Annotated in this window: 12 protein-coding genes; 4 read left to right on the top strand and 8 right to left on the bottom strand. The window is 53.4% G+C overall.

Annotation, left to right across the window (positions count from 1 at the left end; translation table 11 throughout):
• Window positions 1-8: 8 nt before the first annotated feature.
• The 4 genes from B5F54_RS03795 to B5F54_RS03780 all read right to left on the bottom strand — a co-directional run bounded on the left by B5F54_RS03795 (window position 9) and on the right by B5F54_RS03780 (window position 4,819).
• Complete coding sequence (locus tag B5F54_RS03795) at window positions 9-1,112, bottom strand: TasA family protein (RefSeq protein ID WP_172749541.1); 1,104 nt, start codon at window positions 1,110-1,112, stop codon at window positions 9-11.
• Between the two features lie 285 nt (window positions 1,113-1,397).
• Entirely contained in the window at window positions 1,398-3,002 is a 1,605-nt protein-coding gene (locus B5F54_RS03790; RefSeq protein ID WP_087230741.1) for a CTP synthase, read from the bottom strand.
• Window positions 3,003-3,219: 217 nt separating this feature from the next.
• Window positions 3,220-3,813 carry a hypothetical protein gene (locus B5F54_RS03785; protein WP_087230738.1) on the bottom strand — a complete coding sequence of 198 codons (594 nt, stop codon included), beginning with the start codon at window positions 3,811-3,813 and terminating at the stop codon, window positions 3,220-3,222.
• 37 nt (window positions 3,814-3,850) lie between these two features.
• Complete coding sequence (locus B5F54_RS03780; protein ID WP_087230735.1) at window positions 3,851-4,819, bottom strand: peptidylprolyl isomerase; 969 nt, start codon at window positions 4,817-4,819, stop codon at window positions 3,851-3,853.
• Between the two features lie 241 nt (window positions 4,820-5,060).
• Between B5F54_RS03780 and B5F54_RS03775 the strand changes: the two genes are divergently transcribed.
• Both B5F54_RS03775 and B5F54_RS03770 read left to right on the top strand, forming a co-directional pair.
• Window positions 5,061-6,008 carry a S1 RNA-binding domain-containing protein gene (locus B5F54_RS03775; RefSeq protein WP_087230732.1) on the top strand — a complete coding sequence of 316 codons (948 nt, stop codon included), beginning with the start codon at window positions 5,061-5,063 and terminating at the stop codon, window positions 6,006-6,008.
• A gap of 127 nt (window positions 6,009-6,135) precedes the next feature.
• Window positions 6,136-7,158, top strand: coding sequence for an alpha-hydroxy-acid oxidizing protein (locus B5F54_RS03770; RefSeq protein WP_087230728.1), 1,023 nt, complete (start codon window positions 6,136-6,138; stop codon window positions 7,156-7,158).
• Between the two features lie 194 nt (window positions 7,159-7,352).
• On the opposite strand, the gene B5F54_RS03765 is transcribed toward B5F54_RS03770, so the two are convergent.
• The 3 genes from B5F54_RS03765 to B5F54_RS03755 form a co-directional block, all read right to left on the bottom strand.
• Complete coding sequence (locus B5F54_RS03765; protein WP_087230725.1) at window positions 7,353-8,486, bottom strand: aldo/keto reductase; 1,134 nt, start codon at window positions 8,484-8,486, stop codon at window positions 7,353-7,355.
• A 254-nt stretch (window positions 8,487-8,740) separates the two neighbouring features.
• Window positions 8,741-9,382, bottom strand: coding sequence for a uridine kinase (gene udk, locus B5F54_RS03760; protein ID WP_087230722.1), 642 nt, complete (start codon window positions 9,380-9,382; stop codon window positions 8,741-8,743).
• Window positions 9,383-9,396: 14 nt separating this feature from the next.
• On the bottom strand, window positions 9,397-9,972 hold the full coding sequence (locus tag B5F54_RS03755) for a nitroreductase family protein (RefSeq protein WP_087230719.1): 576 nt from the start codon (window positions 9,970-9,972) through the stop codon (window positions 9,397-9,399).
• A gap of 398 nt (window positions 9,973-10,370) precedes the next feature.
• Here B5F54_RS03755 and B5F54_RS03750 point away from each other — a divergent pair, with 398 nt between their 5' ends.
• On the top strand, window positions 10,371-11,747 hold the full coding sequence (locus B5F54_RS03750; protein ID WP_087230716.1) for a citrate/2-methylcitrate synthase: 1,377 nt from the start codon (window positions 10,371-10,373) through the stop codon (window positions 11,745-11,747).
• 61 nt (window positions 11,748-11,808) lie between these two features.
• On the opposite strand, the gene B5F54_RS03745 is transcribed toward B5F54_RS03750, so the two are convergent.
• Window positions 11,809-12,504, bottom strand: a complete 696-nt coding sequence (locus B5F54_RS03745) for a Crp/Fnr family transcriptional regulator (protein ID WP_087230713.1) — start codon at window positions 12,502-12,504, stop codon at window positions 11,809-11,811.
• A 266-nt stretch (window positions 12,505-12,770) separates the two neighbouring features.
• Between B5F54_RS03745 and B5F54_RS03740 the strand changes: the two genes are divergently transcribed.
• Window positions 12,771-18,593 (top strand): discoidin domain-containing protein, encoded by a 5,823-nt coding sequence (locus tag B5F54_RS03740; RefSeq protein WP_087230710.1) that lies wholly within the window; start codon window positions 12,771-12,773, stop codon window positions 18,591-18,593.
• The last annotated feature ends 491 nt before the right edge of the window (window positions 18,594-19,084 follow it).

The following is a 19,084-nucleotide window of genomic DNA, read 5'->3' as shown; positions in this document are numbered from 1 at the left end:
TCGGTGTTTTATTCTGCAACAATGTCGCAGGTGAAGTTCTCATAGCCCTCTGCCTCGACCACCACATGATAGGTCGTGCCGGACTGGAAGCTCCCGCTTCCGATGCGGATCTCATTGTCTGCAAGGGGCAGCTGGTAGGTTTGATTGGAATCGAAGGTGATGTAATCTGTTTTGGAATACTCCACCCCATTGACTGTGACTCTCTGCACAGCGGCCTTCCATGCATCGACTGTGTCAAAATCCTCCTGGAAGGAGATGGTATAATAGTCACTGTAGAACGCCTTTTCCGGCTCTCCATAGACGGTCGGAGCAGCGAGCTTCTCCGGCTCCGCCGGGCCCCATTCCGCATCCTCGTCCACCTGGCCGGCATAGACCAACAGCACGCCGTGATAATGCTTTGCTTGGTATGCGTTTCCCGCATCCTCCGGCAGGTAACCGGCGATCAGGAACTGTTCTTCATTTTCGGAACCGGCCGGCAGCGGCTCTTCCGAGGTAAACGGCTGGAATGCGGCCGTCTCGCCCTCTTCCAGTGACGCTTCGTTGAGGTTTACATTTGGGACCTTCTCCCAATTGCCTTCACTGTTCTTCTGATAGACAAAAATTTTCAGTTTGTCCTTCAAAATATAATTTGACGCATCGCAAGCTACCTGTTCGCCGGTCTGGGTGACTTTTTCGCCGTAGACATCGCCGTTAACCGTCACATTTTCCACTGTGATCTCGTCCACATCAACTTTCCCGTCCGGCCCATCGTCCACCATCTGGAACAAAACCTGCGCTGGCAGGGTTCCCTCATTGCGGACCGTCACCGGATGGAAATAAACCGGTACCGGGGAATATCCCTCTGTATTTGCGTTGACGATGTTCCCATCGGCTTCGGCCAGCTCTTCTGCAAATGCCTCCTCGGTCATTGGACGGAGGTTCTCAAAATCGATCTTTTGCTCGTCCGGCTCCGCCTGATCCGGTGTGACCGTAATATCCAGCTTTCCCGCACTGAAATTTGTTGCAAGCGGTTCTGTGTCGTTGAACCAAGCCATCGTAACGCCCGCCGTAATACACAGGGCTGTCAATACTGCCCCAACGGACAGTACCAATCGTTTTCCGTTCTTTCTCATGTTGCGTCTTCCCTTCATTCGATCTCTTTTGTTTCCTATTTGCGTATTCTTAGTCGAATCTAACTGCTGAAAGCAGCACTTGCCGTGCAGTTAAACGCAAGTTAGCAGAAGCTAACAAAAGGGTATCGTTTCCCGGAAAACTCTTCTTTAGGATAGCACCTTCCATTTTCCTTGTCAATTCAAAAATCCCGAAATTTGGAAATCTTTTTGGGAAATGGTTCCTGGTCGTAAAATACATAGAAGCCTGATTTTTTTGAAAAATCAGGCTTCCCAAATATTCTATATTTATTTCTTTTCCCGGCGTTGTTTTGCCGCGGCAATCAGCCCCTTAAAAAGGGGATGCGGGCGGTTCGGGCGGGATTTAAACTCCGGATGGAACTGGGCTGCGATAAACCAGGGATGATCCGGCAATTCCATCATCTCGACGATCCGGCCGTCCGGCGATTTCCCGGAAAAGCATACGCCAGCCTCTTCCAAAACTTCCCGGAAATCGTTGTTCACCTCAAAGCGATGGCGGTGCCGTTCCTCAATCAATGGCTCCCCATACAGAGCAGCCGCTTTCGAACCCTCTTCCAGCTTGCAGGGATATTTTCCCAAGCGCATGGTGCCTCCCAACTGCACCACATCCTTTTGCTCCGGCATCAAATCGATCACCGGGTGCTGGGTCTGGGGATCAAATTCCACGGAATTCGCATCGGCATAGCCAAGCACATGCCGCGCATATTCCACCACAGCCAGCTGCATCCCCAAGCAGATGCCCAAAAATGGGATTTTCTGCTCGCGCGCATACCGGATCGCCTCAATTTTCCCTTCCACGCCGCGCTGTCCAAAGCCTCCGGGGACCAAAATGCCGTCGGCGTCCCCGAGGACTTCCGCCACGTTTGCAAACGTAATCTTCTCGGAGTCCACCCATTGGATCTTCACCTTCACTTCGTTTCCAATGCCGCCATGGGTGAGCGCTTCCGCCACGCTGAGATAGGCGTCGTGCAATTCGATGTACTTTCCTACCAGCGCGATGGTCACCTCGGATTTCAGGTTCATCGCGGTATCCACCATGGAGATCCATTCGCCCAAATCAGGCCCGTTCGTATCCAAACCAAAGTGGCGGCAGACAATATCGTCCAGCCGTTCGTCCCGCAAAGCCAGAGGGACAGCATACAAAAGCGGCAGGTCCAGGTTTTCAATGACGCAATCCTCGCGCACATTGCAGAACAGGGCAATCTTTTTCTTCTGCTCCTCCCCTACCGGCTTCTCCGAGCGCAGGACGATCACATCCGGCTGGATGCCCAAGCTCAAAAGCTCTTTCACGCTGTGCTGCGTGGGCTTTGTCTTTTGCTCATGGGAGCAGGCGATATACGGGACCAACGTCACATGGATAAACAGGCAGTTGGCACGGCCCACCTCGACCGCAAACTGGCGGATCGCCTCTAAAAACGGCAGGCTTTCAATGTCGCCCACTGTCCCGCCGACCTCGATCAGCGCAACATCCACGTTTTCCTTTCCCGCGGAAATGCGCGCCTTAATTTCATTTGTGATATGAGGGATCACCTGTACCGTTCCGCCGCCATAGTCGCCGTTGCGCTCCTTCTGGATTACATTCCAGTAGACGCGGCCCGACGTCACGTTGCTGTTTTGCGACAGATTTTCGTCGATGAAGCGCTCATAGTGCCCCAAATCCAGATCCGTCTCCGCACCATCATCCGTGACGAATACCTCGCCATGCTGGAACGGGTTCATGGTTCCAGGGTCCACATTCAAATACGGGTCAAATTTCTGCATGGTCACGCGCAGGCCGCGCGCTTTTAATAGCCTCCCCAGGGAAGCCGCTGTGATCCCCTTCCCCAAACCGGAGACAACGCCTCCTGTGACAAAAATATACTTTACGGACATATTCTCCCTCCTATGCGGAATCCCAAACAAAATCTTTCAGAATTCCTCTTTTTTATTCACTTTCTGCGCATTTTATGCAACTTTCTTTAACCGTTCTTGCAAAAACATAAAAAATTATATCGCCTACCACATCGATTTGTCAATGCAATAGGCGATATTTTATAAGTAGAAATCTTGGGGAAATTCTCCCGCTATTTTGTCCAAATAATGCAAGGGCTTATTTTAGTATGGTAAACAGGGAACCGATCAAGGGCAACGGCTCTTCCCGGTCCTGCACGGCATGCATAACGCCGACAATAATCAAAGCGGCAACCGCTCCAAACTGCGCCAGTTGGACCAGCCCAACAAGGGTGCTTCCCAGCTGCGCAAAGACCATAACCCCGCCCAGCGCCACAGAAAATAGGGACGTAAACAGGCTGCTGAGCAAGCTGACCACCAGCCCCAGTACCACCTCAAAGATGGTGAGGAGGATCCCCTGATTCACATGATAGCGCACCTTTGGATTATGCCCATCGGCGATCAGCCCCACCAGCCATAGGAAGCTAAAATAGGACAAGATATTGAACAATTTGATCGTCTCCGGATTGAGGGGCGCCCGCGTTTTGGGCGGCTCTGGCGGCGGATACCCGCCATAAGGCGGCTGATAGGGCGGCTGCCCTGGCTTCTCATAGGGGGACTGGTACGGCGGGGGCGTTTGCCCATTATAAGGCGGCTGAGAACCGTAGGGCGGCTGATAGGGCGGCTGCGGCGTTGGAGGGGTTTGCTGCCCCTCCTGCCCCCCCGGCTGGTTTGGCTGATTGTTCTCATTCATGGTGATTTTCTCTCCTTAGTCGTTGGGGAAAAGCGCATTACTCCGCGTGGTAAGTGGTGATCTCCGCGCTTTCAATGGTCACATCCGTTGTCGGCTTATCGTTTTCATCCGTTTCCACCGCAGCAATCTGGTCAACAACGGCCATATCCTCTTCAAACACCTGGCCGAATACCGTGTGCTTGTAGTCGAGGTGCGGCGTGCCGCCGACTTCCTTATAAAGGTCAATCGCCTTTTGCAGGACCGCTTTCTGATCCTCCGGAACTCCATTCATATATTCCTGGTTCAGCGTGTTATTGAGCCCGTCAACGTAGGCGTTCATCTCCTCCTGGCTTGCGCCGGAAGCCGCCTTCTCGTTCAGCATCAGCGTCGCCTTGCAGGTTTCACGGTTCATATACATGGTGGTCATCATGGATTCCGCTGTATCATCCGTGACGGTATCCTTGCACTGCACAATAAAAAACTGGCTGCCGTTGGTGTCCACGCCGGAATTTGCCATGGAAAGCGCGCCGCGCAGATTGATGAGGTTCGTATTGAATTCATCCTCAAACGGCTCGCCCCAGATGCTCTCGCCGCCGCTTCCGGTGGCCGTCGGGTCGCCGCCTTGGATCATGAAGTTATCAATGACACGGTGGAATACAATCCCATTGTAATAGCCATCGTTGATCAGGCCCTTGAAATTCTCCACCGCTTTGGGCGCTGCGTCCGGGAACAGGCGGATCCGGATATCCCCCATCGAGGTGTGCAGCACGGCGATCTCTTCGCCGTCCGCGGGCTTCTCCAGCTGATACCCGACCTCTTTGCCGTCATCGGGGCGTACATGGTCCTCCGCGTCCGCCGGGATCTCCACCGTTTCCGTTGAAGCCTCTGAAGATGTGGCAGACTCGGTCTGGGAAGCGCTGCTGGTCTCCTCCGAAGAAGTATCCGTATCCCCGGAACAGGCTGTCAGGGAAACAATCAATGCGCACGCCAACAGTGCGCTGATTACTCTACGTCTCTTATTGTTCATGTTCAAAACTCTCTCTTTCTTCACAATCAGATTTTCCCTTTTGGATGGGACAACATGACAATCATAGTATATTCTCGGTAAATATGCAAGATAAGCCGTCGGAAATTCACAAAAAAATCACTTTTGCGGCCGGCACCCTGCGGAAATGCACAAAGAAAACTGCCTGCAGCCCCCTTCCGAACGAATGCCATCGCTCGAAAACGCATATAGATAACCATGTAAGAGATAAGGAGGGTTCAAAATGGTTGAATACTATCCCGAGGGCTGGCTGATCGATACGGCAGAAAACCGCGCCGCACTGCAAAGCACCGCTGCACTGATCGAAGCCTGCCGTACGGGTCAAATTTTGGAGGGGCGCGCGCTGGTATGCGACAGTTCGCACAACCTGCTCGTCGATTTGGGGTGTGTCAAAGGGATTATCCCGCGCGATGAGGGGGCCCTTGGGATTCGCGAAGGCACGGTGCGCGACATCGCCATCATCTCCCGCGTAAACCGGCCCGTCTGCTTCGTTGTGACCGGCTTTCAGAAGGATGGGGACGGCCGCACAACCGCGCTGCTTTCCCGCAGGGCCGCGCAGGAAAAATGCCGGGAGGCGTTCATCCGCCGCCTGGTCCCGGGCGACATCATCAACGCCCAGATCACCCATTTGGAAAACTTCGGGGCATTTGCAGACATTGGCTGCGGAATTGTCTCCCTGCTTCCCATCGACGCCATTTCGGTCTCCCGCATCGATCATCCCCGCGAACGGTTTACCGTTGGCATGAACATCCGGGCGGTGGTGAAGTCCATTGAAAACGGCCGCATCACTCTGAGCCACAAGGAGCTGCTCGGCACCTGGGAGGAAAACGTCGCCCTGTTTTCCGCAGGGGAGACCGTCGCCGGGATTGTGCGCTCCGTGGAACCATACGGGATCTTTGTGGAGCTATCGCCCAACCTTGCGGGATTGGCGGAAAGCCGCGAGGACGTCATCCCCGGCCAGCAGGCAAGCGTCTACATAAAGAGCATCCTCCCCGCGCGGATGAAGGTGAAATTGGTCATCATCGACACCTTTGATTATCATTACCGGCCCGCGCCGCCAAAATACTTTTATGAAGGGGAACATATCGACCGCTTTGTCTATTCCCCGGAGGGCAGCGAAAAGGAGGTTATCACCGATTTTACGTTGCAGCCCCACGAAGCGCTTTCCTAGAAGATCGCACCCATTGGGCGTGGCAAAAATTGCCACGCCCTTTTAAGCATGGATACATTCGGCCATTCTGCATTGGAAACCAGTGAAAAATATGGTATACTTTCTCTCAAGAAAGGCGGAATGTATCATGGAGTATCGCGAAATTTTGGAAAATGCTCGAAAAACAATGGCCCCGAATTGCCGGGTATGCCGCGAATGCAACGGCATTGCCTGCCGCGGAGAAATCCCGGGAACCGGCGGCAAGGGTACGGGGAGCTCTTTTACACACAGCTACGAATATTTGGCAAGCATCAAAATCCACATGGATTTGCTCTACACCGACCGGGGGCAGGACACCTCTTGTTCCTTCTTTGATAAAACGTTCGCGGGCCCGGTGTTTGCCGCACCCATCAGCGGCCTGTCCAACAACTATAATGGCTACTTAAACGAAAAAACCTACGCGGAAGCGTTAGTGCCCGGGACGATTGCGGCAGGATGCGCCGCGTTCACCGGGGATGGCGCGGCGGATTACTATTTTACCGACCCGCTCACCGCCGTGGCAGCGGCAGGCGGCGCCGCTGTCCCGACCATAAAACCCTGGGACCGGGAGAAGGTCCTGGAAAAAATCCATCTGGCCGAGCAAGCTGGCGCAATGGCGCTCTGCATGGACATCGACTCTGCCGGACTCCCTCTCCTAGCTGCCGCCGGGAAACCGGTCTGCTCGAAGGATGTAGACGAATTGAAAGCAATCCTCGCGTCCACCAAACTCCCGTTCCTGCTCAAGGGCATTATGACGCCGGAGGGTGCCAGGAAGGCCGTTGAAACCGGCGCCTATGGCATCGTGGTGTCCAATCACGGCGGGCGCGTTTTGGACCATACCCCGGCGCCGGCGGAGATGCTTCCCGCCATCCGGGACGCCGTGGGCACACGGGTCAAAATTCTCGTGGATGGCGCCATCCGCACCGGCGTAGACGTCTTTAAAGCGCTCGCTTTGGGGGCCGACGCTGTCCTGATCGGGCGGCCTTATGTGGTTGCCGCCTGTGGAGGCGGCGCAGAGGGCGTAACGGTGTACACCCAGAAAGTCCTCGCGGAGCTGCGCGATGTGATGAAAATGACCGGCTGCGCAACGCTTTCAGACATTACCAGGGATAAAATCACTTGGAACCGCTGAAATCCACCGCACGAAATCCGCTGCATCCGCTTTCCCGCAAAGTACGTGGCAAACGATTGGCACCCTTAGAGTTTTTTCGGGGAACGGGCTGAACGGGACAAAGAAAATGTGGCCGGAAAACGGCCGGCAACGGGATGTCCCGCTGCCGGCCGTCTTTGTATTCTTTTCGGAAGGAAATCCGATCGGGCCGTATCTCAAGCGCCCAGTTTTGCTGCAAAATCGGCCATTGCCTCCGAGATTTTCAACTGCTGCGGGCAGACCGCTTCGCAGCTCCGGCATCCAATGCAGGCGCTCGGCTGCTTCTCCTTGGGAATCGTGGAGACCACCATGGGCGCGATAAAGCCGCCTCCGGTAAAACTATGCTCATTATACAGCGCCAACAACGATGGAATGTCAAGCCCCTGCGGGCAGTGGCTGACGCAGTAGTGGCAGGCTGTGCAGGGCAGCGCGCTCTTGCTCACCATTCCCTGGGCCATCTCCAGCAGGCCCTCCATCTCCCCTGCACTCAGGGGCTTTTCCTCCGCAAAGGTAGCGATGTTTGCCTTCATCTGTTCCATGTCGGACATACCGGACAAAATCATCGTCACGCTCGGGATGCTCTGCAAAAAGCGGAACGCCCAAGCGGGGATGGTCTCCTCCGGACGCATAGCCTTCAGTGGCGCGGCCTCCTGCTCGGAGAGGCGGGCCAGCCGTCCGCCGCGCAGCGGCTCCATCACCCAGACAGGGATATGGTACTCGTTGAGCAAATCCACCTTTTCCTTGCCGTTTTGGAACGTCCAGTCTATATAGTTGATCTGTAGCTGGCAGAACTCCATGTGGCTGCCGTAAGCCTCCAGGAACCGCTTCAACACGGGGAGATTCCCATGGCAGGAGAAGCCCAGATGCCGGATGCGGCCGTTCTTCTTCTGTTCCATCAGATACTCGAAGATGCCATACTGCGGGTCCAGATAGGCGTCGATATTCATCTCGCAGACATTGTGGAACAGATAGAAATCAAAATAATCCACGCCGCATTTTTTCAGCTGTTCTTCAAAGATCTCCTGGACCTTGCCCATGTTGGAAAGGTCATAGCCAGGGAACTTGTCCGCCAGATAGAACGTTTCCCGGGGATATTGCGCCAAAGCCTTGCCAAGGACAAGCTCCGATTGGCCGCTGTGATAGCCCCAAGCGGTATCGTAGTAGTTGACGCCGTGCGCCATCGCATAGCCGACCATCTCAGCGGCGGCCTTTTCATCCACTTTCGCGTCGTCGCCGTTCAACACCGGCAATCGCATACAGCCCATGCCCAACGCCGATAATTTCAAATCTTGAAACGTCTTATACACCATATTGCTTTCACTCCTTTTTTCCTAGTCGCCGCATTTTATAGATAAATCTAACTTTATTTTACTGCAACCCAGCCGTTTTTTCAATGGAATCCAAAAGCGGGCAAATGGCTTTCCTTCACAGCATCGCATTTGGTCTCCCTTTTCTATCCTGTGGGAATTTTCATATCCATCAGGATAAAGCAGCCTATCCATAAAAGACGGCCTGGAAATCCAAGCATACTGGACTTTCGGCCACTTTATCCGGCAAACGCCTCTCAGCAGAGATCATGTAGAGTCGTATGGTGCAGGAGCGCTTGTATCCGGTCTACCAGCATATGCAGTGCCACTTGGTTTTCCCCGCCTTCCGGGACGATGATGTCCGCATACCGTTTGCTCGGTTCGACAAACTTCTCATGCATCGGTTTTACCGTACTCGTGTACTGCTGAAGCACAGAATCCATGCTGCGTCCCCGCTCTTTCACATCGCGCAGCAGGCGGCGGATCAAACGGATATCTGCATCCGCATCGACAAACACCTTGATATCCATCAGATCGCGCAGCTGTTCATTCGCAAAGATCAAGATCCCTTCCAGGATAATCACCGGCGCGGGCTCCACATGGACAGTATGCTCCGTGCGGGAATGCGTGACGAAGGAATATTCCGGATGGTCGACCGCCTGAAAGTTTTTGAGCTTTTTTACATCCGTAATCATTTGATCGGTATCAAACGCATCCGGGTGGTCGTAATTCCTTTTGGCCCGCTCTTCGAACGGGATCTCCGTATTTGCACGATAATAAAAATCGTGGGACAGGATCAGCGCATCTTCCGCGATAGCCGCCTTCAGTTTATTGGCCAACGTCGTTTTGCCGGAGCCCGTTCCTCCCGCAATGCCAACCACAAGAGGCGAACGGTCCAAAGCCTCATCCCTCCTCAAAGCAAAATATCCTGCAAGCGGCGCTTGGGGACATAATGCACGTCGTTTTCATCGCGGTAATAATCGGTGGAACCGTCCTCCCCCACCTCGGTTAGGACGATGGTTTCATCCGGCTTACCCAAGGCAACCAAAAGCACCGGCGTCAGGTGGTCTGCCAGGCTGAGCGCCTGCTTCACCTCATCCGGATTGTAATTGCCGATCATGCAGCCGCCCAGCCCTTTTTCTACAGCGGCCAGAAGCATGGTCTGCGCCACGATTCCGACATCCTTCTGAAACCGCTGGAGCGCCGGATTCAGGTTGGTATCCTGGCAGATGACAATAAAGGCTGTTGGGCAATGGCCCGGGTGCGGCAGGGTCATCTGCGGCAAGGCGCGGGCCCATTTTGTGAGCGGCTGAATCTTAGCCACCGTCTCAGGCTCACAGGCCAAATAGTATTTGAACGGCTGCATGTTGACGCTGGAAGGCGTATAGCGCGTGCAATCCACCAGGTCTTCCAGCTCTTCCCTTGTAATTTTGCGGCTTTCATCGAATCCGCGGTAACTTCGGTTCTGTTTTAACAATTCTTTCAGCAAGAAAATCCCTCGTTTCTCCACCCCGCAGGGGACTCTTTTTTTCTTATTTTAATCCAGCCGGATCATCCTTGCAAGGGCACAGCCCTCTAAGCCCATATGTATATATTGAATTTTTATACATATTTTATTTAAGAAACACCACCTATATTGCATTGTTTTTGCGTGTTTCCTCCCCTATCCTTTGTGAATTTTATGCAATTTCGCACAGAGTTCACAGTTCGTTAACACAAGAATTCTTGCTAAAATATTCGAAATGTTATATACTTAATTATATTAGTTAATTGTTTTGGGCAAAAAGGAACCCGGTGGGACGGGAAAGAAGGATCTGCCGGTCTCGCCCCGGGGGAGTTTCGTGCGATGTCTCCCCCTATTATCATACTTGGAAAAGGGGAATCAGAATGGCAAAAAACGAGAACAACGAATTCTTTGAAATTACGCCGGAGATTTTGGAGTTGACTGAACTTTGTAAATCGCATAGTACCATCGACACCAGCCTATATGCAAAATACGACGTGAAACGCGGCCTCCGCGATATCAACGGAAAGGGCGTATTGACCGGCTTGACGGAAATTTCCGATATTATTTCTTCAAAAGTGGTGGACGGAAAAACGGTACCCTGCGAGGGCAAACTGTACTACCGCGGCATCGACGTGGAAGAGCTGGTCGCAGGCTTCCTCCGCGAAAACCGTTTTGGCTTTGCGGAAACCGTCTATCTTCTGTTGTTTGGTGAACTACCCAATGCGCAGCAGCTGGACGATTTTAAGCAGATTATGAACAAATACCGCACCTTGCCAACCAACTTCGTGCGGGATATTATCATGAAGGCGCCGACCTCCGATATGATGAATACCTTGGCGCGCAGTGTATTGACCCTGTATGCCTACGACGAGAAGGGGAACGACACCTCCCTCCCCAACGTCCTGCGCCAGTGCATCGAACTGATCGCCCTGTTCCCGCAGTTGGCTGTCTATGGCTACCAGGCATACTACCGTGAGCTGCATCCTTCTAACAGCTTTTTCATCCATGCGCCCCAACCGGAACTCTCCATCGCAGAGAATATCCTTTATATGCTGCGTCTGGATCATACGTATACCGATCTGGAAGCCCGCATCCTGGATCTTGCCCTGGTGCTGCATGCGGAGCATGGCGGCGGCAACAATTCGAGCTTTACAACGCACGTCGTCGCTTCTTCCGGTACGGACACCTATTCGGTCATCGCCGCTGCACTTGGCTCCCTGAAAGGGCCGAAACACGGCGGCGCCAATATCAAGGTCGTCAGGATGTTCGAGGACATGAAAAAGAACATCAAGGATTGGACAGATGAGGATGAGATCCGCAGTTACCTGCACGCCCTGCTCAACAAGCAGGCGTTCGATAAGTCCGGCTTGATCTATGGCATGGGCCACGCGGTCTACTCCATTTCCGACCCGCGCGCCAACGTCTTTAAGAAGTTTGTCAAAAAGCTTTCGGAAGAAAAGGGACTCTCCGACGAATACGGCCTGTATTCCCGTGTGGAACGTCTCGCGCCGATCGTAATTGGAGAAGAGCGCAAAACCTATAAGGGCGTCAGCGCCAACATCGATTTCTACAGTGGATTTGTTTATCACATGCTCGGCCTGCCGTCGGAACTCTTTACCCCGGTATTCGCTATGGCGCGTATCGCAGGCTGGAGCGCGCACTTGCTGGAGGAGCAGATCAACGTCGGCAAGATCATCCGCCCTGCATATAAGAGCATTTCCGAGCATCGGAAGTATGTCCCGTTGGAGGAACGCTAAACCGTTTGCTTGAACCAAACCGGTATAAAAAAGCTGCATGGCATTCTGCCATGCAGCTTTTTTATTTATCGCGCGAAGCAAATGCAAACCTGCGCAACGCTTCCCCATTTAAAATCCCGATTTCCCGGTAATGCGTGGCAATCCAGCCACGGCGGACAAAGTCCCCCAAAGTTTTGCTCACCGTTACACGGGAAGCTCCCGCGAGCCCGGCAAGTTCCTCATGGGTACAATGTACCGTATGCCGCTCTTGCGCAGCCGCCAAGTTCAAAAGCAGCTGGGCAATCCGCTGGTCTGCTTGAAGGAAGGTCATATGATCCACCTGCGCCGAAAGCATCCGCACCGTGCGCGCTAAATATTCCAGCAAGTCCATCGCCAAGGCAGGCTTCTCACTAAAATATTGCATCAAGTGCGGCCGGTCTACGGCGATAATTTCGGATTGGATCTGGGCCCGTGCGGAAGACATGCGCGGCAGGCGGTCTAAAAAGGCTGCTTCCCCAAAGAGCTTCCCGCTTTCTAAAATGGTCAGTGTCTTTTCCATCCCATTTTCAGAGGTCAGAAAAATTTTTACCCGCCCTGCTTTCAAATAGTAGAGACAATCCGCCCGTTCCCCTTGCAAATAGATCATTTCTCCTTTTGCATAGGTACGCGGCGCTTGGATGGTTTCAAAGATGTGCCAGATATCCTGCTGTAAGTTCAACCCTCCGGAGTCTAAAAAATAATCCGATCCTTCCACAGTATCCCTTCTTTCCAGCTTCATTGTATCATTCGCTTCCCTCAAGAGCAAGGTAAATTTTGAAAGCAATAAATTGTGTATTTTAACGGCGCTTTTTTGTTGAATGATTCTATAAAGTAGATTGAAATTCATTTTAATTTGTGATTATATTATATATAACCTTGAAGTATTTTTTCAACTTTATCAATCATTTGGGGAATCCAAATCTGAATCTGCTATTACAGAAAGGAGGGCCGTATACAAAAAGTCCAAAGCAAACAGCATTTGAAAAAAGGGGGAAACAACAGATTATGAAAAAGAGGCTTACAGCGCTTTTATTAGCGCTGTCCATGGTGCTAACCTGCATCGGATTCTCTCCCACGGCAGCCTTTGCAGCGGAAGAGAACATCGCATTAAACAAACCAGCTACTACAAGCCGCGCCGATTATAATAATCCGGAGATCACCCCATCTATGGCGGTGGATGGAACCACTAGCACACGATGGGCTTCCGGTCCTTATTATCCGCAGCAGCACGGCCCCACAGATGAAAACTGGATCTGCATTGATCTCGGCGCTGTCTATGACATTTCCCGCGTTGTTCTCAATTGGGAAGCCGCTTATTCGCCGGATTACGACATCCAGGTATCCAACGATTACACAACGTTTACCACCATTTACAACGGTTCCGCCAGCGGAGCATCCGTCCAGAACCTGGAGCTCTCTGGAACAGGCCGTTACATCCGTATGTATGCAAATTCCGTATACCGCCAAGATTACGGCACCTCGCTCTATGAGTTTGAAGTATACGGAACCCTTTCCGAAGAGCAGCCCGTTACAACGGATACGGTCAACGTAGCGATTGAAAGTTCTTCCAATGGTTGGACGATCTGCTCCACTGGCACTTGGGCCCCGAAAGGTGGAGAGACCCTTATCCGCTTTTTGCCATCGGACAATTGCGAATTGGAATCCGTCTTGGTAAATGGCGAGGAAATGATCGGCCAAGTCCAGGAGGACGGGACGCTCGTCTGCCAAGCGGACAGCGACTTGACCATTATCCCCACTTATTACCGCGTTCCCTCTTCTCGCTTTGAGGCGGAAAGCACCACCGTTGTCGATGCGGATAACAACGTCATCAGCGGGACAATCGTCCAGGATGAAGCCGCTAGTGGCGGAGCATACATGGGAAGCACCGGTGGAAAAGGGTTTGTCTTGGAAAGCACCACACAGGCAAACCGCATCTCCGTTGCATACGCCTCCCCGAACACCGCTACGATCCTTGTGTATCTGCTCCAGGACGATGGGAACTACGAAGAGATCGGCGCCATCAACTTCTCGACCACGCAGGGCTGGTACATGGACTCCCTGAAGATTGCCCAGTCCGATGCACTCTATATTCCAGAGGGTTCTACAGTGAAATTGGTCCCGCAGGTGGACGTAAACCTGGACTACTTCACGCTCTCCTATGGACCGCTCAATACAGAAGAAAACATTGCCGCCAGCACGGTGCTGGCGAAAAACGCCACTTTGAATGGCGCAACTGTTACGGAAGATATCATGTCCACAATTGGAACGGTTGCCAAGCTGGACCAGGCAGGCCAATCCGTCTCCTTTACCATTCCGGAGGATATCGGGGAAATCAATGTTTATAATTTGAAATACCGCACAGAGTTGGATACACCTGTATCCCTCACAATTGACGGTTCTTCAAAAGAAATGACACTCGCGGCTACCCGTCCCCACTATTATGCAAGTGCCGGCGAGAAAGAGATCCCCCTTCAGTCTGGGGATACCGTGTCCATCACACTCCTTGATGATGGGGAATTGTATCTGGACAGCATCTCCTTCAGTTATGCAAAGCCAATCGACCGTTTCACAGTGGAGCGTTTGCCGGAAGGAAGCGAACGTCTGGAACTCAACATGAATGGCATCTGGGAATGCACCAGTACATCATTCGCCGCTGGGGACGCTGTCCCGCAGGCGATCCCCCAAACCTTTGACAACTCTATCCCCGTTCCCGGATTCTGGGATCAGGCGAGCATCGAAATGCCCAATTATGTGACTTCCGCATTGTGGTATCGCACGACGGTCACCCTGCCGGATGCTCCCACGGGCAATGCGACCCTACGCATTGGAAAAGCATACTATGGGCGCTACATCTATGTGAATGGACAATATGCCGGCGACTACCAATACAACTATACCTCGTCGAACACAGACATCACCCCTTATCTCCATGCGGGTGAAAACGAAATCGTCATTATGCTAGGGAACTACATCCAGCAAAGGGACGATCCCAACTGCCCGGCGCATGTCGGTACCGACGGCGAACGCAATTCCTTCTATTCTGGAATCATCGACAGCGTGACGCTGGTTCTCAATGACGATCCGACGGTCACTGCATTGCAAACCGCGCCCGATCTGGGAAATGGCTCCATCCAGGCCCGCACCACATTGGAAAACACATCGGATACCGATGTGACGACGGATGTCACTTTCCACATCTACGAGCTGGGCGTCTATGAAAACGGGGAACCCACCCAGGAAAAGAAGCTGGTTGGCACATATACGGAACCGGGTGTCACCGTTCCGGCCAACAGCAGCATGAAATTTGACGTCGATGCGATCTCCATTGCGGATTGCACAGAGGACAAGTTCTGGACACCGGACAACCCCTTCCTGTATGAGATTGAAGTCATCACCAGCGGCGACACGTATTCCGACCGCTTTGGTATGCGCACTTTCTACTTTGATCCGGATACAAAACTTCCCATGTTGAATGGCAAAGTGCATTATCTGAATGGCACCAATATCGCCATGAACCGCTTCTATGAGGATCCGCTCCGTGCAGACCATCCCTTTGATCCCGACTGGGCGCGCGCGCTCTATCAGGAGTTTAAGGACATGCACTGGGATTCTTTCCGTTTCCACGTTGGCTTTGCGCCGGACATCTGGTATGACATTGCCGATGAAGAAGGCATGCTGATTATGGACGAATACGCCGTTTTTGGCGGCTGCTCCGATGGCTGCACCCAGGAAACCCTCACGCCGGAAATCCTCACCTGGATGGATGAACGGTGCAATAATCCGTCTTTGATTATCTGGGATATTCAAAATGAGGCGACGAACCTTCCGGAATACTCGGCGACCATTCGCGCAGCGCGCGATTACGATATTCAGAACCGTCCTTGGGACAACGGCTGGACGGAGCCGCAAAGCGATACGGACTCCTGTGAATGCCATCCGTACCTATTCCTGAATAATTCGTTTACTCTGTCTGATTTGAACAGTTTCCCCAACACCGAGATGAAGAGCAGTAACCGGGACTCGTGGGGAAACGACAACCCCAAAATCCTAAATGAGTATGGCTGGCTCTGGTTGGACCGCTATGGGGACCCAACCTCGCTGACCGGCGGATATTACAACACATGGATGCCTGATGCAACACGCGAAGAACGCCTGGAATTCTACGCAAAAGCGATTGCACAGACGACGGAATTCTGGCGTGAAGGACGCCACTATGTGGGCATCATGCACTTCGCTGGCTTGACGTATTCCAAACCGAACGCGGGCGGCGCCACCAGTGATATTTTGATGCCAGACATCACCGACCCAACGGTGCGCCCCTGCATCAAGGAAGCGTTCCGCAATGCATTCGCACCGGTCGGAATCATCATCAAAGACTGGTCGGAGACCGTCCGCCCGGGCACGGTCAAAGAATTGCCTGTTACTATCGTCAATGAACTAAACGAAGATCTGAACGGTCTGGAAGTCACTTTGGCTGTGGAAAAAGACGGCCAGCAAGTCTCCAGTGAAACCATTGCATACGATGTGAAAGCGGCAGGAGATCCGGACGGCGGGGACCGCCAAGTACAGAACTTTACCGTCCGCATTCCCAGAACCACCACCGGTGAATATACCGTTGTGGCTTCCTATGTCCGCGATGGGGAAACGGTTTCCAGTACGCGCACCTGGACCATCGATACTAGTCCGGTCAGCATTGCAGAAGGCAAAAAGGCCTTCGCAAGCCTTGAAGAGGAAGACTATCCTGCCAACAATGTAACGGATGGCAGCGATTCTACCCGCTGGAGTTCCTATATCGAAGGTTCTCCTGCGGAAGACCTCGACAATGCTTGGATCACCATCGATCTCGGCGATATGTACAACATCAATAAGGTTCGTCTCGTTTGGGAAGCGGCCTATGCAACGGAATATCTCATCCAGACTTCAGACGATAACCAAACCTACACGACCATTTATTCCGGCACGGCTTCTGAGGACGGGGAACAGATTTTGGAAGTCCAGGGAACGGGCCGCTATCTCCGCATGCAGGGCGTGTCGCGCAGTACCTCTTTTGGGTATTCCCTGTACACCTTCGATGCATGGGGCGACCTGGTGAATCCTCCAACGTATGATGTCTCCGTGGCAGATGTAACAGGTGGAACGGCGACGGTCACAGTTGACCAAGCCGAAGCCCTAGAAAACGATCTCGTCACTGTTACCGTGGCGGATGTCGAAAGTGGAAAGTACGTCGAATCGGTAACGGTCATTGACGAAGATGGATTTACGGTTGACGTTACCCCGCAGGAAGATGGCACATATACATTTGTCATGCCCCCTTGTGCTGTCACCATCCAAGTCGTTTTGGCTGGCAGCAGTATTGAAGAGCCACAGCTGTTGACGGTACAATGGAGCGGCAACGCATCCATGAGCGTCGAGGGCAATGCGGAGGAGATCATCTCCACAGATGCGGTCTACGGCGCAAAGGTGATGCCGGGCGAAGAGCTGGTCTTCACCTTCACCCCGACCAAGGGCGCGTTCTCCGGAGCGCAGCTCAACGGCGAGGACATCGAGTTTGCAGCGGACGGCTGCACGTACACCTTCACGATGCCGAACGAGGGCACGACCCTGCGCTTCACGTTCACAAGCGTGGATAAGAGCATCCTGGGAGCTGTCCTGGAGCAGGCCAACGCGGTGCCGCAGGACGTGATCGACGGCCTGGTGCCGCAGGCGAAGGAATTCTTCGAAAACGCCCTGGAGAATGCGCAGACCGTTTATGACAACGCGAATGCCACCCAGGAAGAGGTCAACAAAGCGTGGAGCGACCTGCTGGATGCGATGCACCTCTTGGAATTCGAAGCGGGCGATAAGGAGATCCTGCTGCCGCTGATCAACCTCGCGGAGCAGCTGGCGGAGCGCCTGGACGAGTTCAAGCCGGGCACGACCGAGGGCTTCGAGGAAGCGCTCAACGCGGCGAAGGACGTCTATGCTGAGGAGAACCCGCTGAAGGCGGACGTGGACGAGGCATATGACAACTTGCAGGCAGCGATTGAAAAGTTGGAATTCCGTGCGGATATGAGCGAGCTGCAAAGCTTGGTGGACGAAGCGAACACCTTCGATCCGGACGACTATATCCAGGATGAGGCGTTCGATACCTTTACCACGGTATTGGCAGAGGCAGAGGAACTGCTTCTGAACGCAGATGCAGACCAGGCCGACGTGGATGCGAAGGCCGAGGCCCTGACGAGAGCGATGGCAGCCCTGCGCAAGATTCCGAACAAGGATGAGCTGAACAAGCTGATCGCGGAGATGGAGCAGAAGGATCTGGACGGCTACACCGACCGCAGCGTGGCAGCCTTTAAGGCGGCATTGAGCGTTGCGAAGACGGTTGCCGCGGATGCAAATGCAGACGAGCAGGCGGTCGCAAAGGCATATACCAACCTAGAAGCTGCGGCGAACGGCCTGGTCAAGGCGGAGAAGCCGGGCACGGGCAACAGCGGCAAGGGCAGCACGTCTGCGAACATTGGCAACGCATATGGCGCAGCGGGCGTTGTATCCGCAGCCCAGGGCGTGACCAGCCAGCAGGCGTATGTGGTTTCCGACACGACGGTCAACTTCACCCTGAAGAGAGGCAGCGCATACTGCTTCAAGATGACAGTCGTCAATGGCAACGCCATGACGCCGAGCTTTACGGTCGGCAACGGCGATGTGCTGAAGACGCAGTTCGTGGCGAAGATCGGCAACGACTACTACTACAGAGTCTATGCCATCGGCACGCCGGGCCAGAGCACGGGCGTTTATACCACCCTGCCGGGCCAGAACGCTGTGAAACATTGTGCCGTGACGATTGCGTAAATGCTTTCGTAGACGGACGCTATGCGTCCATTGCACGGTAGCCATTGGCTAATCGGAAATAAAAAATAAAAAGGGAAGGCAGCTTCCCTCTAAGCAACAAGGCCCCAACCCCGGGAGAGTTCCCAGGGTTGGGGCCTTTTCTATCATTCAATGCTTTTCTTTTTCACAGCTGATGCGGAAGGATGGCTTCCGGTCTTTAGGTGGTTTTTCTTGCTTCTGTAGGGCCTTCCCATATGGAGCGGAAAACAAACCCTTCGCAGTTTGCTTCCTTAGGGGACGCCGTAGGCGCGAGAGGCACTGTGTGCCCGCCGTAGGCGCGAGAGGCACTGTGTGCCCGCCGTAGGCGCGAGAGGCACTGTGTGCCCGCCGTAGGCGCGAGAGGCACTGTGTGCCCGCCGTAGGCGCGAAAGGCACTGTGTGCCCGCGGAAGACGCTGTGCGTCCAGTCAAGCATTGTGCTGTGACGATTGGCTTAAGCATATCCACAAAGCA

The sequence above is a fragment of the Anaeromassilibacillus sp. An250 genome (genome assembly GCF_002159845.1).
GTDB classification, from domain to species: Bacteria; Bacillota; Clostridia; order Oscillospirales; family Acutalibacteraceae; genus Anaeromassilibacillus; species Anaeromassilibacillus stercoravium.
Note: the sequence above shows the minus strand (reverse complement) of the source record. Positions and strands in the feature narration are given on the sequence as shown.

Excerpts from the sequence above, each read along its gene's own strand:
- B5F54_RS03795 (WP_172749541.1), bottom strand. The coding sequence starts at position 1,112 with ATGAGAAAGAACGGAAAACGATTGGTACTGTCCGTTGGGGCAGTATTG.
- B5F54_RS03790 (WP_087230741.1), bottom strand. The coding sequence starts at position 3,002 with ATGTCCGTAAAGTATATTTTTGTCACAGGAGGCGTTGTCTCCGGTTTG.
- B5F54_RS03785 (WP_087230738.1), bottom strand. The coding sequence starts at position 3,813 with ATGAATGAGAACAATCAGCCAAACCAGCCGGGGGGGCAGGAGGGGCAG.
- B5F54_RS03780 (WP_087230735.1), bottom strand. The coding sequence starts at position 4,819 with ATGAACAATAAGAGACGTAGAGTAATCAGCGCACTGTTGGCGTGCGCA.
- B5F54_RS03775 (WP_087230732.1), top strand. The coding sequence starts at position 5,061 with ATGGTTGAATACTATCCCGAGGGCTGGCTGATCGATACGGCAGAAAAC.
- B5F54_RS03770 (WP_087230728.1), top strand. The coding sequence starts at position 6,136 with ATGGAGTATCGCGAAATTTTGGAAAATGCTCGAAAAACAATGGCCCCG.
- B5F54_RS03765 (WP_087230725.1), bottom strand. The coding sequence starts at position 8,486 with ATGGTGTATAAGACGTTTCAAGATTTGAAATTATCGGCGTTGGGCATG.
- B5F54_RS03750 (WP_087230716.1), top strand. The coding sequence starts at position 10,371 with ATGGCAAAAAACGAGAACAACGAATTCTTTGAAATTACGCCGGAGATT.
- B5F54_RS03745 (WP_087230713.1), bottom strand. The coding sequence starts at position 12,504 with ATGAAGCTGGAAAGAAGGGATACTGTGGAAGGATCGGATTATTTTTTA.
- B5F54_RS03740 (WP_087230710.1), top strand. The coding sequence starts at position 12,771 with ATGAAAAAGAGGCTTACAGCGCTTTTATTAGCGCTGTCCATGGTGCTA.